This window comes from Streptomyces sp. NPDC056480, from assembly GCF_042795405.1.
Lineage (GTDB): Bacteria > Actinomycetota > Actinomycetes > Streptomycetales > Streptomycetaceae > Streptomyces.
In genome coordinates, this window is record NZ_JBHTSA010000047.1 from 24,849 (window position 1) to 45,908 (window position 21,060).

The 21,060-nt window shown below is 74.1% G+C and carries 13 protein-coding genes; 9 read left to right on the top strand and 4 right to left on the bottom strand.

The window, feature by feature from the left end; all coding sequences use genetic code 11:
• Positions 1-27: 27 nt before the first annotated feature.
• The 5 genes from ACFQ79_RS21430 (at position 28) to ACFQ79_RS21450 (ending at position 11,072) form a co-directional block, all read left to right on the top strand.
• The gene (locus ACFQ79_RS21430) at positions 28-3,213 is read left to right on the top strand and encodes an alpha-mannosidase (RefSeq protein ID WP_383585798.1); all 3,186 of its coding nucleotides are present in this window, start codon (positions 28-30) and stop codon (positions 3,211-3,213) included.
• 40 nt (positions 3,214-3,253) lie between these two features.
• Complete coding sequence (locus ACFQ79_RS21435; RefSeq protein ID WP_383585800.1) at positions 3,254-6,361, top strand: BTAD domain-containing putative transcriptional regulator; 3,108 nt, start codon at positions 3,254-3,256, stop codon at positions 6,359-6,361.
• Between the two features lie 189 nt (positions 6,362-6,550).
• A complete protein-coding gene (locus tag ACFQ79_RS21440) occupies positions 6,551-7,330 on the top strand; it encodes an ABC transporter ATP-binding protein (protein ID WP_383585802.1) in 780 nt (259 codons plus the stop codon).
• Positions 7,330-9,891, top strand: coding sequence for an FtsX-like permease family protein (locus ACFQ79_RS21445; RefSeq protein ID WP_383585804.1), 2,562 nt, complete (start codon positions 7,330-7,332; stop codon positions 9,889-9,891). The genes ACFQ79_RS21440 and ACFQ79_RS21445 overlap by 1 nt, the downstream gene beginning before the upstream one ends.
• Before the next feature lie 146 nt (positions 9,892-10,037).
• On the top strand, positions 10,038-11,072 hold the full coding sequence (locus ACFQ79_RS21450; RefSeq protein WP_383585806.1) for a 4'-phosphopantetheinyl transferase family protein: 1,035 nt from the start codon (positions 10,038-10,040) through the stop codon (positions 11,070-11,072).
• Position 11,073: 1 nt separating this feature from the next.
• Here the strand turns inward: ACFQ79_RS21450 and ACFQ79_RS21455 are convergent, their stop codons facing one another.
• The gene (locus ACFQ79_RS21455; protein ID WP_383585808.1) at positions 11,074-13,173 is read right to left on the bottom strand and encodes a BTAD domain-containing putative transcriptional regulator; all 2,100 of its coding nucleotides are present in this window, start codon (positions 13,171-13,173) and stop codon (positions 11,074-11,076) included.
• Positions 13,174-13,330: 157 nt separating this feature from the next.
• Between ACFQ79_RS21455 and ACFQ79_RS21460 the strand changes: the two genes are divergently transcribed.
• On the top strand, positions 13,331-13,894 hold the full coding sequence (locus ACFQ79_RS21460; RefSeq protein WP_383585810.1) for a GNAT family N-acetyltransferase: 564 nt from the start codon (positions 13,331-13,333) through the stop codon (positions 13,892-13,894).
• 183 nt (positions 13,895-14,077) lie between these two features.
• Positions 14,078-15,628 (top strand): NCS1 family nucleobase:cation symporter-1, encoded by a 1,551-nt coding sequence (locus ACFQ79_RS21465; protein WP_383585812.1) that lies wholly within the window; start codon positions 14,078-14,080, stop codon positions 15,626-15,628.
• On the opposite strand, the gene ACFQ79_RS21470 is transcribed toward ACFQ79_RS21465, so the two are convergent.
• The 3 genes from ACFQ79_RS21470 to ACFQ79_RS21480 form a co-directional block, all read right to left on the bottom strand.
• Positions 15,582-16,394, bottom strand: coding sequence for a serine protease (locus tag ACFQ79_RS21470; RefSeq protein ID WP_383585814.1), 813 nt, complete (start codon positions 16,392-16,394; stop codon positions 15,582-15,584). The two genes, ACFQ79_RS21465 and ACFQ79_RS21470, sit on opposite strands and share 47 nt — an antisense overlap.
• Before the next feature lie 199 nt (positions 16,395-16,593).
• Positions 16,594-17,481: a hypothetical protein gene (locus ACFQ79_RS21475; protein WP_383585816.1), complete on the bottom strand. Its 888-nt coding sequence runs from the start codon at positions 17,479-17,481 to the stop codon at positions 16,594-16,596.
• Positions 17,482-17,541: 60 nt separating this feature from the next.
• Entirely contained in the window at positions 17,542-18,609 is a 1,068-nt protein-coding gene (locus tag ACFQ79_RS21480; RefSeq protein ID WP_383585818.1) for a biotin/lipoate A/B protein ligase family protein, read from the bottom strand.
• Positions 18,610-18,721: 112 nt separating this feature from the next.
• Between ACFQ79_RS21480 and ACFQ79_RS21485 the strand changes: the two genes are divergently transcribed.
• Positions 18,722-19,558 (top strand): inositol monophosphatase family protein, encoded by an 837-nt coding sequence (locus tag ACFQ79_RS21485; protein WP_383585820.1) that lies wholly within the window; start codon positions 18,722-18,724, stop codon positions 19,556-19,558.
• Between the two features lie 72 nt (positions 19,559-19,630).
• Positions 19,631-21,058 carry a phytoene desaturase family protein gene (locus ACFQ79_RS21490; protein WP_383585857.1) on the top strand — a complete coding sequence of 476 codons (1,428 nt, stop codon included), beginning with the start codon at positions 19,631-19,633 and terminating at the stop codon, positions 21,056-21,058.
• Positions 21,059-21,060: the final 2 nt, after the last annotated feature.

The following is a 21,060-nucleotide window of genomic DNA, read 5'->3' on the forward strand; positions in this document are numbered from 1 at the left end:
CTCCGGGACTCCGCGATCAGGGGAACCATGCACAGCAAGCAGCACCTCACCGAGCAGCGGCTCGCCCGGGTCCTCGACCAGCGCGTCCGCCCGGCGGTCCACGCCCGTACCGTCCCCCTCTCCGTGGCGGTCTGGAACGTCCCGGGGGAGCCGGTCCCCGTGGCCGAGGCGCTGGCCGCCCCGTACGAGCCGGTGACGCTCGGCCACCGGTGGGGGCCGCCGTGGTCCACCAGCTGGTTCCGGATCAGCGGCGGAATCCCCGAGGAGTGGGCCGGCCGCCGGGTCGAGGCGGTCGTCGACCTCGGCTTCGACGCCACCGGCGCCGGCTTCTCCAGCGAGGGCCTGGTCCACCGCCCGGACGGCAGCGTCGTGAAGGCCCTCAACCCGCGCAACGCCTACGTCCCGGTCGCCGACCCGGCCGTCGGCGGCGAGCAGTTCACGTACTACGTCGAGGCCGCCGCGAACCCGAACCTGGTCGGCGCCCAGACCCCCACCAGGACCGCGGACCGGCCCGCCTGGCTGACCGGAACCGGCCCCGTCGGCGCCCCGCTCTACCGGCTGCTCCGCCTGGACCTCGCGGTCTTCGACGCCGAGGTCTGGGAGCTCGCCCAGGACCTGGACGTCCTCGGGCGCCTCATGCGTGAACTCCCCGAGGCCGAACCGCGCCGCTGGCGGATCCTGCGGGCCGTCGAGAAGGCCCTGGACGCCCTCGACCTGCAGGACGTCTCCGGCAGCGCCACCGACGCCCGCGCCCAGCTGCGCCCGGCGCTCGCCGCCCCCGCGTCCCCGAGCGCCCACCGCGTCTCCGCCGTCGGACACGCCCACATCGACTCCGCCTGGCTGTGGCCGCTCCGCGAGACCGTGCGGAAGGTCGCCAGGACCCTGTCCAACGTCACCCACCTCATGGACGACCACCCCGGCTTCCGGTTCGCCATGTCCCAGGCACAGCAACTGGCCTGGATCAAGGAGCACCGCCCCGAGCTCTACGCCCGGGTCCGGGAGAAGGCGGCGGGCGGGCAGTTCCTCCCCGTGGGCAGCCTGTGGGTGGAGGCCGACACCAACATGACCGGCGGCGAGGCCCTCGCACGCCAGCTGATCCACGGAAAGCGCTTCTACCTCGACGAGTTCGGCCTCGAGACCGAGGAGATGTGGCTGCCCGACACCTTCGGCTACAACGCGGCCCTGCCGCAGCTGATGAAGCTCGCCGGCGTGCGCTGGTTCCTCACCCAGAAGATCTCCTGGAACACCACCGACAGGTTCCCCCACCACACCTTCTGGTGGGAGGGCATCGACGGCAGCCGCATCTTCAGCCACTTCCCGCCCGTCGACACCTACAACGCCGAGCTCACCAGTACCGAACTCGCCCACGCCGTACGCAACTTCCGGGACAAGGAGGCCGTCGGCAGCTCGCTGCTCCCGTTCGGCCACGGGGACGGCGGCGGGGGTCCCACCCGGGAGATGCTGGCCCGCGCGGCCCGCCTGGCGGACCTGGAGGGCTCACCCAGGGTCGTCGTCGAGAGCCCGGCGGACTTCTTCGAGCGGGCGCACGCGGAGTACCCCGACGCTCCGGTGTGGCTCGGGGAGCTCTATCTGGAGTTCCACCGCGGCACGCTCACCAGCCAGTTGCGGACCAAGCAGGGCAACCGGCGCGGTGAGCACCTGCTCCGCGAGGCCGAGCTGTGGTCGGCCACCGCCGCGATCCGCACCGGGTTCGACTACCCGTACGAGGCCCTCGACCGGCTCTGGAAGACGGTCCTGCTCCATCAGTTCCACGACATCCTGCCCGGCTCCTCCATCGGCTGGGTCCACCGCGAGGCGGAGGAGACCCACGCCGCCGTCGCCGCCGAACTGCACGGGATCGTGGCCGCCGCCCAGCGCGCCCTGGCCGGGGCCGGCGAGGCCGGGGGAGAGGCCGTCGGAGTGGGAGGGGAGGGCGACGGAGCCGTGGTCTTCAACGCCTCGCCCTTCACCCGGGACGGCATCCCGGCCCTCGGCGCCTCCCGGCGTACGGCATCGCCCGCCCGGCCCGTCGCACCCGTACCCGCCCCCGCCCCGTACGAAGGAAGCCACCTCCTCGACAACGGACTCGTCCGGGTCCGCATCGACGACCGGGGCCTGGTGACCTCGGCGTACGACATCACGGCCGGCCGGGAAGCCCTGCCGCCGGGCGCCGTCGCCAACCTCCTCCAGCTCCACCAGGACTTCCCCAACGCCTACGACGCCTGGGACATCGACGTCTTCTACCGCAACACGGTGCACGACCTCCTGGACGCCGACGCGGTCTCCGCGGAGGCCGGCGGCCTCCGCGTCGTCCGGACCGTCGGCGACTCCCGCATCGAGCAGCTGATCTCGCTCGCCGAGGGATCCCGGCGCCTGGACGTCGCCACCGAGATCGACTGGCAGGAGACGGAGAAGCTCCTCAAGGCCGCCTTCCCGCTCGACGTCCGGGCCGACCACTCCAGCGCGGAGATCCCCTTCGGCCACGTCCGGCGCCCCACGCACACCAACACCAGCTGGGACGCGGCCAAGTTCGAGTTCTGCGCCCACCGCTTCCTGCACCTCGGAGAACGGGGCTGGGGCGCGGCCCTGGTCAACGACTCGACCTACGGGCACGAGGTCACCCGCGACGTACGCCCCGACGGCGGGACGACCACGACCGCCCGGCTCACCCTGCTCCGCTCCCCGCGCTACCCCGACCCGGACGCCGACCGCGGCAGGCACCGGCTGCGGTACGGCCTCGTCATCGGCGCGGACATCGCCGACGCCGTCCGCGAGGGCTACGGCTTCAACGTGCCCGAGCGCTCCGTCCCCGGCGGCACCCAGGAGGTCGCGCCGCTGGTCGCCACCGACGACGAGGCCGTCGTCGTGGACACGGTCAAGCTCGCCGACGACCGCTCGGGCGACGTCGTCGTACGCCTCTACGAGGCGCAGGGCGGCCGGGCCGCCGCACGGCTGACCACCGGCTTCCCGCCGGCGTCGGTGACGGTGACGGACCTGCTGGAACGCGCGCTCGGCACCGAAGGCACCGAAGGCACCGAAGGCACCGAGGACGCCGAAGGCACCGAGGACGCCGACGAGAACGGCGAACCCGACACCGCGCGGGCAGCCGCAGGGCCCGCCCCGGCCGTCCGGACGGCCGACCGCGAGGTGTCCCTCACCCTGCGCCCCTTCCAGATCCTCACGCTGCGGCTGCGGCCCGTGCCGCTAAAGTGATCAAGCTGTCCCTGCCCGGTCAGCGTCGGGGGGAGAAGCAATGGGCGAGCACATCGGATTCGGCCTACTCGGGCCCCTGGTGGTCACCGCCGGGGGGCGGACCGTCCAGGTGCGCAGCGCACGGCAACGGACGGTCCTCGCCCTGCTGCTCCTGAGCCCGGGACGGATCGTGCCGGTCGACACCCTCGTGGAGGAGGTCTGGAACGGCAGCCCGCCGGCCACCGCGCGGACCCAGGTCGCCATCGTCGTCGCGGCCCTGCGCAAGGCGCTCAAGGCCGAGGGTGCGGCCGCCGAGGACGTCATCGTCACCGCGCACCCCGGCTATCTGCTGCGTACCGAGGAGCACGCCCTCGACACCACCTCCTTCACCGAACTGCTCGCCGAGGCCGAGACCGCGGTCCGTGAGCGGCGCCCCGCGGACGCCGAACGCCACTTCGCGCAGGCGCTCGCACTCTGGCGAGGGCCCGCGCTCGCAGGCGTCGCCGGCCGGCTCGTGGAGGACGAGGCCGCCCGCTGGGAGGAGAGCCGGGTGCACGCTCAAGAGGCGTGGGCGGGCGTACGGCTCGAACTCGGCCGGCACCGGTCCATGCTGGCCGAACTGGCCGGGGCCGTACAGGAACACCCCCTCCGCGAGCGTGCCTGGTACCACCTCATCCTGGCCCGCTACCGCTCCGGACGGCGCGCCGAGGCCCTGGAGGGCTACCGCGAGGCGCGGCGCAGGTTCGTCGACGAGCACGGCATGGATCCCGGCCCGGAGCTGCGACGGCTGCACGACGCGATCCTGCGGGACGATCCCGGCCTGGCGGTCGAGCGGGACGACCCCGCGCCCGCCGTCGGAGCGGGCCGGGGCCCGACCGCGGGCGGGCGGTACGCCGTCGCCGACGTCGGGGCGCCCGCCGACGGGCCGCGTCCCCGTGCTCTGCTCGTCCCCTCGGAACTCCCGCTCGACGTACCGGGATTCGCCGGACGGGGTGACGAACTCGACGGTCTGGACGGTCTCGTGGAGGCGGCCCGGGACGGGTCTCCGAACACCCCCACCGTCGGACTGATCACCGGTGTCGGCGGGGTCGGCAAGACCGGACTCGCCGTCCGCTGGGCCCACCGCGTCGCCGAACACTTCCCGGACGGCCGCTTGTTCGCCGATCTCCGCGGCTACGACGAGCAGCACGCGCCGACCGCCGCCGGCGATGTCCTCAGCCGCTTCCTGCGCGCCCTCGGAGTGGCGAGCGACGACGTGCCCAACGGACTCGAGGAGCGGATCGCCCTCTACCGGAGCGTGCTCGCCGAGCGCCGCGTCCTGCTCGTCCTCGACAACGCCCGTACATACGCGCAGATCGAGCCCCTGCTGCCCGGCAGCGGCGGCTCCACCGTCCTGGTCACCAGCCGTGAGCAGCTGGAGCGGCTGGTCACCTGGCCCCCGGCCGCGCGCATCCATCTGGGGCTGCTGCCCGAGGAGCGTTCCGTCGAACTGCTCGCGCGCATCGCCGGAGAGGCCAGGATCCTCGCCGCGCCCGAGGACTCGGCCCGCCTGGTGGAGCTGTGCGACCGGCTGCCGCTCGCGGTGCGGATCGCCGCCGCCCGGCTGGCGTCCAAACCCCACTGGTCGGTACGCCACATGGTCACCCGGCTCAGTGACGAGCGGCGGCGGCTCGACGAGCTCAGCCAGGGCGACTCGCAGGTGCGGGCGGGCTTCGCGCTGAGCTACCGCCACCTCGAGCGGGACGCCGCCCGGCTCTTCCGGCGCCTCGGACTGCTCGGCGTGCCCGACTACACCGTCTGGGTCGGGGCGGCGCTTCTCGACGTGGACACGGCAGAGGCGGAGCGCCTCATGGAGCACCTGGTGGACGCCCAGTTCCTGCAGGTCGCGGGGACCGACTCCACCGGGCGGCTGCGCTACCGCCTGCACGACCTGATGCGGCTGTACGCGGCCGAGCGTGCCCGCGCGGAGGAGCCCGATGAGGACCGCATGGAGGCCTCCCACAGGGTCTCCCGCGCGTTCCTGACGATCGCCGAGGCCGCGTCCCGGCGGGAGTACGGATCGGCCCGGAACATCGTGGGCGGCGACACACCCCGTGGGGTGCTCGATACCGCCCTCGTCGACGATCTGCTCGCGCACCCGATGAGGTGGTTCGAGGCGGAGCGGCTCTCGCTGATCGCCGTCGTGGAGCAGGCGGCCCGGGCGGGAGCGGACGAGATCGCCTGGGAACTGGTCATGTGCATGGAGGTGCTCTTCGAGTCGCGCAACTACATGGAGGACTGGCTCCGTTGCGGCGAGGTCGCCCTGGAGGCGGCGCGCCGTGCGGACAACGTGCGCGGCATGGCGGCCATGGAGCAGCAGCTCGGCGTGGTCGACATGCGGCAGCGCAGGTTCGACGCGTGCGCCGCACGGCAGGAGACCGCCCTCGCGCTCTACACCGAGGCGGGGGTTCCGCAGGGGCGCGCGCAGGCCCTGAGCATCCTCGCCCTCGTCGACCGGTTCCGGGGGGACTACGAGCGGGGACTCGAACGGCTGCGTGAAGCCATCCCGCTGTACCGGGAGGCGGGCTCCCGCTGCTGCGAGGCGCACGCCCTCCAGAGCATGGCCCAGACCTTCCTCGACCAGGGGAAGCCGCAGGACGCCCTGGAACTCGGCAGGGAGGCGCTGAGGATCCACGAGAAGGGCACGGGCAACCGGCGGGGCCTCGCGCAGGCCCATCACCGCATGGGGCGCGTCCATCTCGCCCTGGGCCAACTGGCCGAGGCGGAAGACCAGTTCGTCCGGACCGTGGAGCTCGTCAGGCAGAAGTCCGATCTCGTCGGCCTCTCGTACGCGCTCCTGGGACTCGCGGAGACCCGCGAGCGGGCCGGGGACGAGACCGGGGCGGAGGGCACGTTCCTGGAGGCCCTGGACGTGGCCCGGGGCAGCTGGAGCCCGATGATCGAAGGCCAGATCCTGCTCGCGCTCGGCCAGGCGCGCTCCGGCTGGGGACGGCCGGAGGAGGGCGAGGAACTCCTGACCGGGGCCCTCGCCATCTTCCGCAAGGTCGGCGCCCCGCCCTGGGAGGAGCGGGTGACCGAGGCGCTCGGGACGCTGCGTGCGAGCGGGGCCGACCGGCCGGGAGCGCCCGCGGCGAGGGCCGGGAAGCCTCCGTACAGAGGTGCCGTATAGAGACGGTATAGATCTCCGGGCGACGATCGTCCTCCGTATGGGGGCGGTATGGACGCGCGGCCGAGCATGGGGAACGTTCCCGCCGCCACCGGCGGACGGGGCGCCGCACACGCCCTCCCGCACATCCGCCACCGGCGGAGGGCGTCGGACATCTCCCTCTGACGAAGTCCTCGAAAGGACCGGCCGCACATGAGCACCGAGACGAACAGCCTCCGCCGGCAGGGCGGCACCGGATCCCCCGGACCCGCGCTGCGCCTGGACGCCGTCGTGAAGGAGTACGGGAGGAACGGGCGCGCCGTCCGCGCCCTCGACGGCGTCACCGTCGGCATCGAGCGCGGCTCCTTCACGGCCGTCATGGGCCCCTCCGGCTCCGGCAAGTCGACCTTCCTGCACTGCGCCGCCGGTCTCGACCGGCCCACCAGCGGCGCCGCGTTCATCGGCGACACCGCCCTGAGCGGCATGAACGAGACCAGACTGACCGAGCTGCGCCGCAAGCGCGTCGGCTTCGTCTTCCAGGCCTTCAACCTGATCCCCGCGCTGTCCGTACGGGAGAACGTGGAACTGCCGCTGCGCCTCGCCGGCGAACGCCTCGACCCCGTCTGGCTGGAGGAGATCCTCACCCGCGTCGGCCTGGCCGGCCGGGCGGCCCACCGGCCCGCCGAACTCTCCGGCGGTCAGCAGCAGCGCGTGGCCATCGCCCGCGCCCTGATCACCCGCCCGGACGTCATCTTCGGCGACGAGCCCACCGGCGCCCTCGACACCGTCACGGCCAAGGAGATCCTCTCCCTGCTGCGGTCCTGCGTCGACTCGACCGGCCAGACCGTCGTCATGGTCACCCACGACCCGGTCGCCGCCTCCTACGCCGACACCGTCCTCTTCCTCGCCGACGGCCGCATCGCCGACGTGATGCGGTCCCCGACCGCCGACCGCGTCGCCGACCGCATGACCCACCTGGGAGCGTGGGCCTGATGCTCCGGTACGCCTTCCAGACCCTGCGCGCCCGGAAGGGCGGCTTCATCGGGGCGTTCCTCGCCCTCTTCTGCGCGGCCGCCCTGGTCACCGCCTGCGGCATCCTCCTGGAGACCGGCCTCAGGGGCACCATCGGCACCGAGCGGTACGCCGGCACCCCCGTGATCGTCGGCGGCGACCAGAACGTCCACCAGGTCACCGTCAAGAACAAGGGCGGCAAGACCAAGACGAAGAAGAAGTCCAAGCCGCTCGGCGAGCGCGTCTGGCTGCCCGCCGACACCGCGGGCACCCTCCGCTCGCTGCCCGGCGTTCGGGCCGCACTGCCCGAGATCACCTTCCCCGCGTACGCGGTCACCCCGGAGGGCCGGATCGTCCCGGGAGTCGACGGCAAACCCTCGTACGGCCACTCCTGGACGTCCGCCCCCCTGACCCCCTTCACCCTGACCGAGGGCGCCGCCCCGGCCCGCGCCGACGAGGTCGTCGTCGACCGCGAACTCGCCGCCCGGGCCCGTATCCGGGTCGGTGCGGAGCTCACCGTCCAGGCGACCGACGCACCCCGCGCCTACCGGGTGACCGGCATCGCCGCGCCCGCCGGCGGCGACCTCGCGCAGCAGACCTCGCTCTTCTTCTCCGACGCGGAGGCCGAGCGGCTCTCCGGCCGCCCCGGCCAGGTCAGCGCCGTCGGCGTGCTCCCCGAGCCGGGCGTGTCCACGGCGGACCTCCGGGACCGGGTCACCGCGGCCCTCGCCGGCACCACCGCGCAGGTCGCCACCGGCGGAGAGCGCGGACCGGTCGAGTTCCTCGACGCGGCCAAGGCCCGCATCAAACTCGTCTCCATGGGCGGCGCCATCGGCGGCACGTCGCTGCTCGTCGCGATCCTCGTGGTCGTCGGCACCTTCGCCCTCACCGTCCAGCAGCGCCACCGCGAACTCGCCCTGCTGCGCGCCGTCGCCGCGACACCCCGGCAGGTCCGGCAGCTCATCGGCCGCGAGGCCCTGATCGTCGGCCTCTTCGCCGGAACGCTCGGCTCCGTGGCCGGTCTGCCCCTCGCGTACTGGCTGCACGGCAGGTTCGTCGCCCTGAAGGCGATCCCCGAGACCCTTGACGTCACCTTCAGCGTCTTCCCCCTCTTCGCCGCCCTCGGCGCGGCCCTGCTCGGCGCGTGGGCGGCCGCGCGGATCTCGGCCCGCCGCACCGCCCGCATCCGCCCCGCCGAGGCCCTCGCCGAAGCGGCCGTGGAACGCCGGACGATCGGCTGGGGCCGGCTCGGCGCGGGCGTCGCCCTCCTCGCCGGCGGCATCGTGCTCCTCGCGGTCCTCGCCGCTCTGCGCACCGAGCCCGCCTCCACCCCGGTGACCTTCCTGTCGGTCGTGGTGCTCTCGGTCGCGGTGTCGCTCCTGGGCCCGCTGATCGCCAGGGCCGCGGTCGCGGTCCTCGGAGTCCCGCTCAAGGCCTCCCGGGTCCGGGGCCACCTGGCCGTCGCCAACGCCCGCGCCGACAGCAGGCGTCTCGCCTCGGCGGTCACCCCGCTCGCCCTGCTCATCGGCATGGCCTGCACGGTGCTCTTCGTCCAGACCACGATGGGCGCGGCGGCCACCGCCCAGGCCCGGGCCGGCAACAAGGCCGACTGGATCGTCGCCTCGGCCGGCCCCGGCGTCCCGGCCCAGGCCGCCGAGCGCCTGCGTGAGGTCCCCGGGGTGACGGCGGTGACCGAGATCGTCCGTACGTCCGTACGCGTCGGCCTGGAGAAGTACCCGGCGCAGGGCGTGTCCACGGACGGTCTGCACCACACCTGGGACCCGGGCGTCACCGCCGGCACCCTCGACGGCTTCGGGCCGCGGAGCGTCGCACTGAGCGAGGTCGCCGCGGACGACCTGGGCAGGAAGCCGGGGGACGTGCTGAGGCTGACGCTCGGCGACGGCACGGAGACCGAACTGACCGTCGCGGCCGTCTACGCACGTGGGCTGGGCTTCGGCGACCTGACGATGTCCCACGCGCTGGTCGCGCGGCACGTCGACAACCCGCTGGCCTCGTCGCTCCTCGTCACGACGGACGGGGCCACCGGCACCGGCAGGGACGGGCTGCGGAAGGCGCTCGGAGCGCTCCCCGGCGTGGGGGTGCTCGACCGCGACCAGGTCGCGGACCTGCAGGCCGAGGTCCAGCAGTCCAACGCCGAGGTCAACTACGTCGCGATGGGCCTGATCATCGCCTTCACCGCGATCGCCGTCGTCAACACGCTGGCCGTGTCGGTGTCCGACCGCAGTCGCGAGTTCGCGCTGCTGCGGCTTGTCGGCACCACGCGCCGCCAGGTGATGGGCATGCTCCGGATCGAGGCGGCGGTGGTGGTCCTCGTCGCCGCGGTCCTCGGCACGGGCATCGCGTACGCCGTGCTCACCGCCTTCGGCATCGGCATGACGGGCTCGGCCGTCCCGGCCGTCGACGCCCGGATGTACGCCGGAGTCCTGGGCTTCGCCGTCCTGCTGACGTACCTGGCCACCCTGATCCCGGGCCGGGTGGCCCTGGGCGGCCGGCCCGCCGACGTCATCGGCGCACGCCAGTAGGAAGCGAACGGCCGGGGGCACGGGCTCCCCGGCCGTTCCGCCGTCCGCCCGGGCAATGGGCCGGGCGGCATCGGTGCTACGGGGCCGACCGGCCCGGGTACCGGGCGACGACCGTCCGACGGGGCGAGGAGAGGGAGAAACGCCGCATGGCGTCACGCGAGGAACCGGCGCGGGAGCGGGACGGGCGAGACCGGCACGAGGGCGACGGGGAACCGGCGTCCGAGCGGACGCGGGACGCCGTCCCCCGTGCCCGCCCGGGGGACGGCGTCCCGGACCGTGTGACGGACCGTGCCTCGGAGCGCGCGAAGGACGGCGTCCCGGAGCACGCGCCGGACAGCGCGCCGGACACCGCGCCGGAGAACGCGGGTGAGCGCGCCCCGAAGCCCGCGCCGGACGGCGTTCCCGGGCCCGCCGAGGTCGGCGCGGACGTGGCCCGCGCCCTGCGCGCCGGGCGCGAGACGCACGTCTGGTGGTGGACGTCGCCCGAGTGCACCGACCCGGACGATCTGCCGCTCCTGGACACCGAGGAGTTCCGGCGGGCGCTGTCGATGCCCGCCGAGCGGGACGCCGCCGCCTTCGTCCGCTCCCGGGCCGTGGTACGCCGGGCACTCGCCGGCCTGTTCGGCCTGGACCCCCGGGACCTGGTCCTGGGCACGCGCGGCCGTCCCGGTCGCGAGGGAACCGGACACGGGCCGCCGCAGCTCGTCGTCCCGGCCCTGCCCCTGGTCCTCAGCATCAGCCGTACCGACGGGCACGGGCTCTTCGCCCTCGGCGCGGGCACGTCGATCGGGGTCGACGCCGAGGCCCTGCGGCCGGTCGCCGGCCGGCCGATCACCGATGCGGACCTGACCGACGCGGAGCGGCGGCACCTGCGCGGGCTGCCGGCGGGGCCCGAGAGGGACGGGGCCTTCCACCGCATCTGGACCCGGAAGGAGGCCGTCGCGAAGGCCAGCGGACTCGGACTCTCCGGCATCGAACTGGGCCTGCTCGAAACCCGTCCGGCCCACCCCGGCCCCGTACGGGTCGCCCAGCACGACCTCGGCCGGACCACCGCGTGGCACGTGGAGGACCTCCACGTCGTGGAGGGCGTGGCGGCCGCGCTCGCCCGTCCGGCGCGTCCCGAAGGGCACGGCCCGGTGCACCACCACACCTACGGCGCGGACACCCGCCGGTCCGGCTAGGTCACCGCGTGCGGGAGGGAACCGGAGCGGTGGCGGGCGCAAAGGCGTCGGGCGCAAAGGCGGCGGGGGCCGCGGGCCCGCCGGCCGCCGGCGAGGACGCAAGCAGCCGTACGAGCTCACCGCACCGGTACAGCGGACGGCCCTCGGCGTCGAGACCCGACAGCTGGAGCAACGCCCGCTCCACCAAGGCCTCCAGGACGTCCTCCACCACGACCTCCCGCATGCCGAGGACGCGCGCCGCCGCCCGCGCCGTGAAGGGCCGTGCCGCGTCGAAGCACGCGGCCCCGGCATCGGCCAGACCGGTCAGCACCGACAGATCCGTGCGGTCCAGGCGCCGTACGGCCCGCAGCAGGGTCTCGCGCACACTCGCATCGCCGTACGCCAGCTCGTCGAGACGGGCGTCCGGGTCGGCCAGCCGCGCCGCGAGCCTCGCCACGGGCCAGTGCGGCCGCGCCGCGAGCCGGGCCCCCACGACGGACAGGGCCAGCGGCAGCCCGGCGCAGTACGCCACCAGCTCGCGGGTGGCGTCCGGTTCGGCGTCGAGCCGGTCCCGGCCGGCCAGCGAGCCGAGCAGCTCCCGCGCCTCCGTGTCGTCCAGCAGGGGCAGCGCGACGGTGTCCGTGGCCGCCACGCGGGCCAGCCGGGTCTGACCGGTCACCAGAACGGCCGCCTCGGGCGCGCCCGGCAGCAGCGGGGCCAGCTGCCGGTCGTCCACGGCGCCGTCGAGGACGAGCAGCAGCCGGGCCCCGGAGGTCCGGGTCCGGAACAGCCGGACCAACTCCTCCAGATCACCCCGTACGGCGGGGGCCGCCGGGTCGCCGAGTGCCCGCAGCAGCCGGACCAGTACCTCGGCGGGATCCCGCGGGGCACCGTCGGGGCGGCACAGCTCCACATACAACTGACCGTCGGGGAACCACGCGGTGGAGTCCCGCGCCGCGCGCACCGCCAGCGCCGTCTTGCCCGCCCCGGCCGTGCCGGTGATCAGGAGCCGGCGCGGGTGCCGGCCGTCGTGGTCCCTCAACCGGTCCCGCAACAGGCCGAGTTCGGGACCGCGGCCGATGAGTTCCCCATAGGAGGCGGGAAGGTTCGTCGGTACGGAACGCCCGACGACGCGCGTCACGGCGGCGGTCACCGGTATCGGGCCACCGCCCTCGTCGGCTGCCGACGCCTCGACAGGCGCCTCGGCCGACGCTACGACAGGCGCCTCGGCCGACGCTACGACAAGCGCCTCGGCCGACGCTACGACAGGCGCATCGACCGGAGGCGCGGTCGGCGACCCTCCCGGGGACCCGGTCGGCGACCCGGCCCGGCGGCCCGCCGGACGAGAAGGCCCGCTGGGCGCACCCGGCTCCATGGACGCCGACCGTCCCCCACCCCCCTCCAGCACCGCCTGAAACGCGGAGCCGAGCGCCTCGCCCGGATCCACCCCCAGCCGGTCCACGAGCAGAGCCCGCCCCTCGTAGTACGCGTGGAGCGCGTCGGCCTGCCGCCCGCACCGGTAGAGCGCCGTCATCAACTGGGCCCGGAGCCGCTCCCGTACCGGATGCTCGGAGACGAGGCCGGTCAGTTCGGCGACGGTCTCCTCGTGCCGGCCGAGGGCCAGATCGGCCTCGATCCGGGACTCCAGGGCGATCAGCCGGGCCTCTTCGAGCCGGGGCAGCTCGGCCTCGGCCAGCTCCTCGGTGGCATTGGCCAGCGCCGTGCCCCGCCACAGACCCAGCGCGTCGCGCAGCAGCGTCGCGGCGGTCCCGAAGCGACGCTCGGCGAGGGCCGCGCGGCCCAGCCGGTCGAGCCGGGTGAACTCGGCCAGGTCGATCGACGCGTCGGGCGCCCGCAGGACGTACCCCGGCCGCCGCCGGACGATCTCGACCTCGTCGCCGAGGTGTTTGCGCAGCCGCGACATGTACGTGTAGATCTGCGCGTCGGCGGTGGCGGGCGGGTCGAAGCCCCAGAGGAGGGCGGCGAGCCGGGTGTCGGAGACCAGGCGGCCCTCCGCCAGGAGGAGCGCGGCGAGCACCGTGTGGACCTTGCTGCCGGCGAGCGGGACCGTGCCGCCGCAGGCCCGTTCGGCCTCGATCGGCCCGAGGAGCCGGAAGTCCATCGGCCCCCCTCTCCTGGCGCACGCGTCCGTTCTGGAGTCCAGAAGCTAATCGGGGGCCTTATCGAGCCGATATCGTCCGCCGACCGGGTCCCGGAGGGCGCGATATCACGGCTTCGGCCAGGACTACCGTCGTGCCCACGCTGGATACGATCGGCCGATGAACGCCACCGCCCTGCTCGCGGCCCCCGCGACGCCGACCGCGCCCGCTCTGCTCCTCCGGCCCTGGCGTCCCGACGACGTGGCGGAGCTGGTCGAGGCGTACCGCGATCCCGCGCTGCGCCGCTGGGCGATCGCGCCGGTCGAGACGGTGGAGGACGGGCTGGTGTGGGTGCGGGCCCAGGAGGAGGCACGTACGGCGGGAGTCCGGTTCGGGTTCGCCGTCGTCGAGGCGCCGTACGGCGGGGAGCCGCAGCGGCTGGCGGGCGGTGTCGTGCTCAAGGAGGTCGCGCCCGGCAGGCCGTCCGCCGAGGTCGGCTACTGGACGGCGGCCCGGGCCCGTGGGCGTGGCGTGGCGCCCAGGGCCCTGGAAGCCCTCACCGCCTGGGCGTTCGACTCGTTCCGTGCCGACGGTCCGGAGCGCCTCGAACTCCTCCACCAGGCCGACAACACGGCCTCCTGCCGCGTCGCGGAGAAGTGCGGCTACGCCTTCGACGGGATCCTTCCGGCCGCGCCTCCGGCCTTCCCGCTGGACGGCCATCTCCACGTACGGGAAAGGGCGTAGGCGGCCGACGTGGTGACGGGGGTCTACCCGCGTCCCACGTCGAGTGGAAGAATCGCTCCCCGACTCCTCGGCCGCACGTGGTCCTTGACCGAGCACGAAGGAGCCGCTCCGGCCTGGCACCCCTCGCCCCTCCCCGGGCGACACCTCGTTCCGTCCTCCCCGCCGAACGAAGGGTTCCTCCGTATGACCGCAACCGTCCCCCCGGAAAGATCCGCGGGCCCCTCCGGACCCGCCGCACCCGGCGGCCGCGTCGAGCTCGGCCCCGGCACCACCCCCGACGACCCCCGCTTCGTCAACGAGGACCTGCTCCCCGTCCCCGTCTCCCAACGCCGCTGGACCACCTACAACTTCGCCGCCCTCTGGGTGGGCATGGCCCACAACATCCCCTCCTGGATGCTCGCCTCCGGTCTCGTCGCCCTCGGCATGGACTGGAAGCAGGCGGTGCTCACCATCGCCCTCGCCAACGTCGTCGTCCTCCTGCCGATGCTGCTCACCGGGCACGCAGGACCCAAGTACGGCATCCCCTTCCCCGTCCTCGCCCGCGCCTCCTTCGGACTGCGCGGCGCGAACCTGCCCGCACTCATCCGGGCCGGGGTCGCCTGCGCCTGGTTCGGCATCCAGACCTGGATCGGCGGCCAGGGCATCTTCGTCCTGCTCGACAAGGTCTTCGGCGGCGACTGGGCGGACGCGTCGAGGATCGGCGGTCAGCCCTGGACCCTCTGGCTCTGCTTCGCCCTCTTCTGGGCCCTCGAACTCGCCATCATCTACCGGGGGATGGAGGCGCTGCGCCGCTTCGAGAACTGGGCCGCGCCCTTCGTCATCGTCGGCGCGCTCGTCCTCCTCGGCTGGATCGCCGTCAAGGCCGGCGGCCTCGGCCCCCTGCTCGACCAGCCGTCGAAGCTCGGCTGGGGCGCCGACTTCTGGCCCGTCTTCTTCCCCGCCCTCATGGGCATGATCGCCTTCTGGGCGACGCTCAGCCTCAACATCCCCGACTTCACCCGCTTCGGCGCCGGCCAGCGCTCCCAGGTCCTCGGCCAGGCCCTCGGACTCCCGACCACCATGACCTTGTTCGCGCTGCTCTCGGTGCTCGTCACCTCCGGCTCGCAGGCCGTGTACGGCGCGCCCGTCTGGGACCCGGTGGCCCTGGCGGCCAAGACCGACAACGTCTTCGGACTGCTCTTCGCCCTGGTGACGGTGCTGGTCGCCACCCTGTCGGTGAACATCGCGGCGAACGTCGTCTCTCCGGCGTACGACCTCGCCAACCTCGCCCCGAAACTGATCGACTTCCGTACGGGCGCGCTGATCACCGGAGTCGTCGGCGTGCTCATCATGCCGTGGAAGCTCACCGCCACCCCCGAGCTGTACATCTTCACCTGGCTCGGCCTGGTCGGCGGTCTCCTCGGTACGGTCGCGGGCATCCTGATCGCCGACTACTGGCTCGTCCGCCGTACGGTCCTCGACCTGGCGGGGCTCTACCGGGCCGACGGACCCTACTGGTACCGGGGCGGCTGGAACCCGGCCGCCGTGCTCGCCTTCCTGGTCGGCGGCGTCCTCGCCGTCGGCGGCTCCCACTCGGCCCCGGGCGCCGGCCCCTTCCCCGAGGACGGTCTGATCCCCTTCCTCAAACCCCTGTCCGACTACGGCTGGGCCGTCGGCCTCGCCGCCTCCCTGCTCCTCTACACCGCCCTCATGAGGCGCGGGCCGGCCGGCCGGTCGTCCGTTCGATCCAGCTGAGATAGGACCGCACGCGGGTGTTCACGGCGGGAGTGTCGGTGGCGCACTCCTTGCCGTAGGACACCAGACCGACGACGTACGGCCGCCCCCGGACCACCCGCACCAGCGGGCCGCCGGAGTCGTACTGGCAGGTGTCGCGCCCGGGGGCGTACGTGCAGATCTGGGTGGGTGCGATCTGTGCCATCCCCCTGCTCGCGCAGGCCGAGTTGCTCATCGTGGAGAGGGCCACGGTCCGCAGGACGTCGGACGGGCGTCCGCCGAACGAGGTGGTGCCCCAGCCCGGCACCTCGACCTGGGCGCCGTCGACGCCGCCGGGGGCGGACGTCACGGGGAGTGCGATCGGGCGCACGTCGCGGTTGAGGGCGAGCGGCTCGGCGAGCTCGACCAGGGCGATGTCGTTCCGCTGGGTGCCGGGGTCGTAGTCCGGGTGAGGGACGAAGCGGGCGGGCGGGGCCAGGACCGCGTGGGGGCTGTCGGACCCGGTCGTCAGGTCGTGGTCGCCGAGCAGGACGCCCACCCGCGTGGGATCGCTGTACGAGCCCGTCAGACAGTGGGCGGCGGTGAGGACGTACCGGTCGCCGATCAGCGCCCCACCGCACATCACGCGCCGTTCGAGGACGTCCACGAGTCCCGCCATGAAGGGGTACTGGTGGGGCCGCGCCTCCTGTCCGCCGACCACCGCCTGCGCGGGCGGTGCGATCCCCAGAGGGCTCACCGTGAGCACCGCGCCCGCGACCGCCGCAAGCAACCTCTTCGCCCGTGCCACCTGATCTCCGTACCCTCGACGCCGTGTTCCCGGGGCCGCCGGTGTGCGGAGACGTTTCCGCACGTCCACCGCACGCCGTTCCCGGCCCGCACGGGCTCAACGACGCGGGCCGGACGGGGTCACCTGCGCACGGGGCCGGACCGGTGACCTGTGCCGTGACCGGTACGCCGACGGCCGTGCGACGCGGCGGCCCGACGCGTCAGCGGTCCGCGTCCGGGGACCAGCCGGGGACGTGCGTCGCCGCGGCCGCGTCCCAGGCGGCGGCACCGCCGGGGAAGGGCCAGGCCAGGGTGCGGTCGTACCCGCTGATGATCGCGGTCAGGTCGTCGGCGAGACTGCGGCTCTGGTGCGCGATCCGCGCCGCGGCGAGCGGCCCCTCCAGGGCGGCGACCCGCTTCTCGTACTCCTCCACAGGACGGGCGGAGAGGATCGCCACCCACCTGGCGTCCACGACCGCCCGCGAAAGGATCAGCACCTCCGGTCGCCCGCCCTCTGCGAGCGCCGCCGTCACGCGGTCGTGGCCGTCGAGCACGACGGGGGAGTGGAGCCCGCTGAGCCACCAGGCGAACACCGGCGGCAGGACACCCTCCCGGTACTGCCGACGGTACGCCTTCACCCGCGGCGCCTCGGGGTCCGACAGCGCCCGCAGCGGCAGCAGGTCGCGCGCGTCCTCCACCGGATCCCCGTATCCGAACCAGGTCAGATGCCCCCGGTCCGGGTCGTGGGCCAGGAGCTTGGGCCAGTTGACGGCGTTGAACCACCGGTGGACATCCGGGAGCAGCAGCCAGTCGCCCGTGTGGAGCGGCCCCTCGGCGGCTCCGCGCAGCTGCGCCTCCGCGTGCGCGGCCCAGCGCTCCGACCACTCCGCCGACCCCGGCGCCGCGAACTCCGCGACCGCACGCGCCCGTTCGGCCCGCAGCGGGGCGAACGGGGAGGCGTACCGGCCGGTGCGCGCGTAGTGCAGGCCACGGTGGGTGGACCGCTGCCGGGCGAAGAGCACGGGGGTGGCGCCCTGCATCAGCACCAGGCGCCGCCCGTCGGCGCACTCCATCCTCAACTCCGGCTTCACCGGCCCCTCGACGCGCATGCCGCCAGCCTACGCAGCGGGCCCGCCTGGACGGCGCGGGGCCCGCGCCCAGCGCCGCGGCTACGGCACCCGCCCCGTCCACTCCGCCGTCCCGAACTTCGTCTCGGCGAGCTCCTTCGCCCGCGTCAGCTCGTCCTCCGTGACATGGCCCTCCGACAGGCCGTACCGGCCCCGGAAGGAGGCGATCATCCGGTCGATCACCGTCTCGCGCGGCAGGCCGGTCTGCCGCCGCAGCGGGTCGACCCGCTTCTTCGCGCTCCTCGTGCCCTTGTCGGAGAGCTTCTCGCGGCCGATCCGCAGCACCTCCGTCATCTTGTCGGCGTCGATGTCGTACGCCATCGTCACGTGGTGCAGCACCGCCCCGTGGCCCGTCACCATCCGCTTCTGCGCCGCGCCCGCGATCTTGCCGGCGTCCGTGGCGATGTCGTTGAGCGGTTGGTACCAGGCGCGGATGCCCATGTCGCCGAGCGCGCCGAGCACCCAGTCGTCGAGATAGGCGTAGCTGTCGGTGAAGGACAGGCCCTGCACGAGGGCGTCGGGCACCGACAGCGAGTACGTGATCGTGTTGCCGGGCTCGATGAACATGGCCCCGCCGCCGCTGATCCGGCGCACCACCTGGATGCCGTGCCGTTCGGCCGCCTCCGGGTCGACCTCGTTGCGGAGGGACTGGAAGCTGCCGATCACCACCGCGGGGGCGCCCCACTCCCAGACCCGCAGGGTCGGCGGCCGGCGGCCCGCGGCCACCTCGGCCGTGATCACCTCGTCGAGCGCCATGTGCAGGGCGGGGGACTGCGGCGGCTCGTGGATCAGCTGCCAGTCGTAGTCGGTCCAGTCCGTGGCGTGGGCGAGCGCCCGGCGGACCGCGACCCCGACGCCCTCCGCGGTCAGCCCGAACATCCGCGTGCCCGGCGGCAGTGCCGCGTCGATGCGTGCCGCGAGACCGGACGCGTCCGTGTCGGCCGGCGCGCCCTCCAGGGCCCGGTCGATCGCCAGGATCGCCTCGTCCGGTTCGAGGAAGAAGTCGCCCGCGACCCGGACGTTCCGCAGGATCCCGTCCTCGGCGTCGAGGTCGACGACCACCAGCTTGCCGCCGGGAACCTTGTACTCACCGTGGTACGCGCCGTGCACGGAACCCTCCCTGTATGTAAGGGGTGAACTCGGCCAAAGGGTACTCCCCGGGGAAACAGAGGGTGACAAATCCGCCGGTCCGGTTGTCAGCGCCCCGTGCTTAGCTGGACGCATGAGTGAAGAGTTCCTTGACCTTGTCCTGGCCGGCCGTACGACCGAGGTGGAGGAGGCGGTCCGCAAGGCGGCCGCCGCCGAGATCATGCCGCGCTTCCGGCAGCTCGCCGCCGACGACATCGTCGAGAAGAACGGTCCGCACGACCTGGTCACCGTCGCCGACCGGGCCGCCGAGGCCCACCTCACGGAGTCCCTGACCGCCCTGCTCCCCGGCTCGGTGGTGGTCGGCGAGGAAGCGGTCCACGCCGACCCCGCCGTCTACGACGCCCTGCGCGGCGACGCACCCGTCTGGATCGTCGACCCCGTCGACGGCACCCGCCAGTTCGTCCACGGCGATCCCGGCTTCTGCACCCTCGTCGCGCTGGCCCGGCACGGCGAGCTGCTCGCCTCCTGGACGTACGCACCCGCCCTCGACGAGTTCGCCGTGGCCGTACGGGGCCGCGGCGCCACGCTCAACGGGCAGCCGCTGCACGCCGGTTCCCCCGCCCCCGGCGAGGTCCTCGAGGTCGCCACCTCGCACCCCGACTACACCACCCAGGACCAGAAGCGCGCCCTGCTCGGCCTGGTCGCCGAGGGCGTCGCCCCCCGGCCCTGCGGCTCCGCCGGACTGGAGTACCTCGCCGTGGCGCGCGGCGCGCTCGCCGCCACGGCGTTCTCCTGGGAGTACGCGTGGGACCACGCGGCCGGGCTGCTGCTCGTCACCGAGGCGGGCGGGACGCACACGACCCTCGCGGGCGAGCCCTTCAGGATCACCGGCGGGAACGTGCTGCCGTTCACCGCGGCCCGGGACGCGGCGACCGCAGACCGGATCCTCACCCTCCTCAGGGGGCAGTGAGGGCCCGGGAGCCACCGGCCTATCCTGGGACCCTTGGCCATCGGCTGACGAAGGAGTCCGAAGGTGTCGAAGGTGACGTCGATGCTCGATGCCGTCGTCGTGGGGGCGGGGCCCAACGGACTGACCGCCGCGGTCGAACTGGCCCGCCGCGGCTTCTCCGTGGCCGTCTTCGAGGCGAAGCCGACCGTCGGCGGGGGCGCCAGGACCGAGGAGCTCACCCTCCCCGGCTTCCGCCACGACCCCTGCTCGGCGGTGCATCCCCTCGGGGCCGGATCGCCGGTCTTCGGGACGATGCCCCTGAAGCGGTACGGACTTGAGTGGCTCCACCCCGAACTGCCCATGGCCCACCCCTGGGACGACGGCACCGCCGCCGTCCTCGCCCGCTCGGTCGCCGAGACCGCCGCCTCCTTCGGGCCGCGCGACGCGGGCGCGTACCGCAGGCTCGTCGCCCCCTTCACCGGCAAGTGGGACACCCTCGCCCGGGACTTCATGCAGCTGCCGCTCACCGCGCTGCCCCGCGACCCGGTCACCCTGGCCCGTTTCGGCCTCGCGGGACTGCCGCCGTCCACCTGGCTGATGCGCCGCTTCCAGGACGAGAAGGCGCGGGGGCTGTTCGCCGGGCTCGTCGCCCATGTCATGGCCCCGCTCAGCGGCTTCGCCACCGGCGCCGTCGGCCTGGTCTTCGCGCTCGCCGCCCACGCCGGCGGCTGGCCCGTGCCCCGGGGCGGCTCGCAGTCGATCTCCGACGCCCTCACCGCGTACCTCAAGGACCTCGGCGGCTCCGTCCACACCGACTTCGAGGTCAAGCGGCTCGACGACCTGCCGCCCGCCCGCGCCTACGTCTTCGACACCTCGCCGAGGGCCCTCGCCCGGATCGCCGGCTTCGGCGGCCACTACGACCACTACCGGTACGGCGCCGCCGCCTTCAAGATCGACTACGCCCTGGACGGCCCCGTCCCGTGGACCGCCGAGGCGGCCCGACGCGCCGGAACCGTGCAGATCGGCCCCACCGCCGGCGAGATCGACACCGCCCTGCGCCAGGCGTCCACCGGCACCGCGCCCGACGCGCCCTTCCTCATCACCGCCCAGCCCAGCGTCGTCGACCCCTCCCGCGCCCCCGAGGGCAAGCACGTGTTCTGGGCCTACGGCCACGTTCCGAACGGCTGGCAGGGCGACCTCACCGACGCCGTCGAGCGCCAGATCGAGCGCTTCGCCCCCGGCTTCCGCGACCGCGTCCTGGCCCGCGCCACCGCGGGACCGCCCCAACTCGCCGAGCGCAACGCCAACTACATCGGCGGCGACATCGCCTGCGGCGCCGCCGACGGCCTCCAGCTCGTGCTGCGCCCCACGCTCTCGCTCCGGCCCTACGCCACCCCGCACCCTGCGGTCTTCCTCTGCTCCTCCGCCACCCCGCCCGGGCCCGGCGTCCACGGCATGTCCGGGCACAACGCGGCGAAGGCCGTCTGGCGCCTGCTGCGCGCCTCCGCCCGAGAAAATTAGAC

Bases quoted from the DNA above. Each gene is read 5' to 3' on its own strand.
- ACFQ79_RS21430 (WP_383585798.1), top strand. From the start codon at position 28: ATGCACAGCAAGCAGCACCTCACCGAGCAGCGGCTCGCCCGGGTCCTC.
- ACFQ79_RS21435 (WP_383585800.1), top strand. From the start codon at position 3,254: ATGGGCGAGCACATCGGATTCGGCCTACTCGGGCCCCTGGTGGTCACC.
- ACFQ79_RS21440 (WP_383585802.1), top strand. From the start codon at position 6,551: ATGAGCACCGAGACGAACAGCCTCCGCCGGCAGGGCGGCACCGGATCC.
- ACFQ79_RS21445 (WP_383585804.1), top strand. From the start codon at position 7,330: ATGCTCCGGTACGCCTTCCAGACCCTGCGCGCCCGGAAGGGCGGCTTC.
- ACFQ79_RS21450 (WP_383585806.1), top strand. From the start codon at position 10,038: ATGGCGTCACGCGAGGAACCGGCGCGGGAGCGGGACGGGCGAGACCGG.
- ACFQ79_RS21455 (WP_383585808.1), bottom strand. From the start codon at position 13,173: ATGGACTTCCGGCTCCTCGGGCCGATCGAGGCCGAACGGGCCTGCGGC.
- ACFQ79_RS21460 (WP_383585810.1), top strand. From the start codon at position 13,331: ATGAACGCCACCGCCCTGCTCGCGGCCCCCGCGACGCCGACCGCGCCC.
- ACFQ79_RS21465 (WP_383585812.1), top strand. From the start codon at position 14,078: ATGACCGCAACCGTCCCCCCGGAAAGATCCGCGGGCCCCTCCGGACCC.
- ACFQ79_RS21475 (WP_383585816.1), bottom strand. From the start codon at position 17,481: ATGCGCGTCGAGGGGCCGGTGAAGCCGGAGTTGAGGATGGAGTGCGCC.
- ACFQ79_RS21485 (WP_383585820.1), top strand. From the start codon at position 18,722: ATGAGTGAAGAGTTCCTTGACCTTGTCCTGGCCGGCCGTACGACCGAG.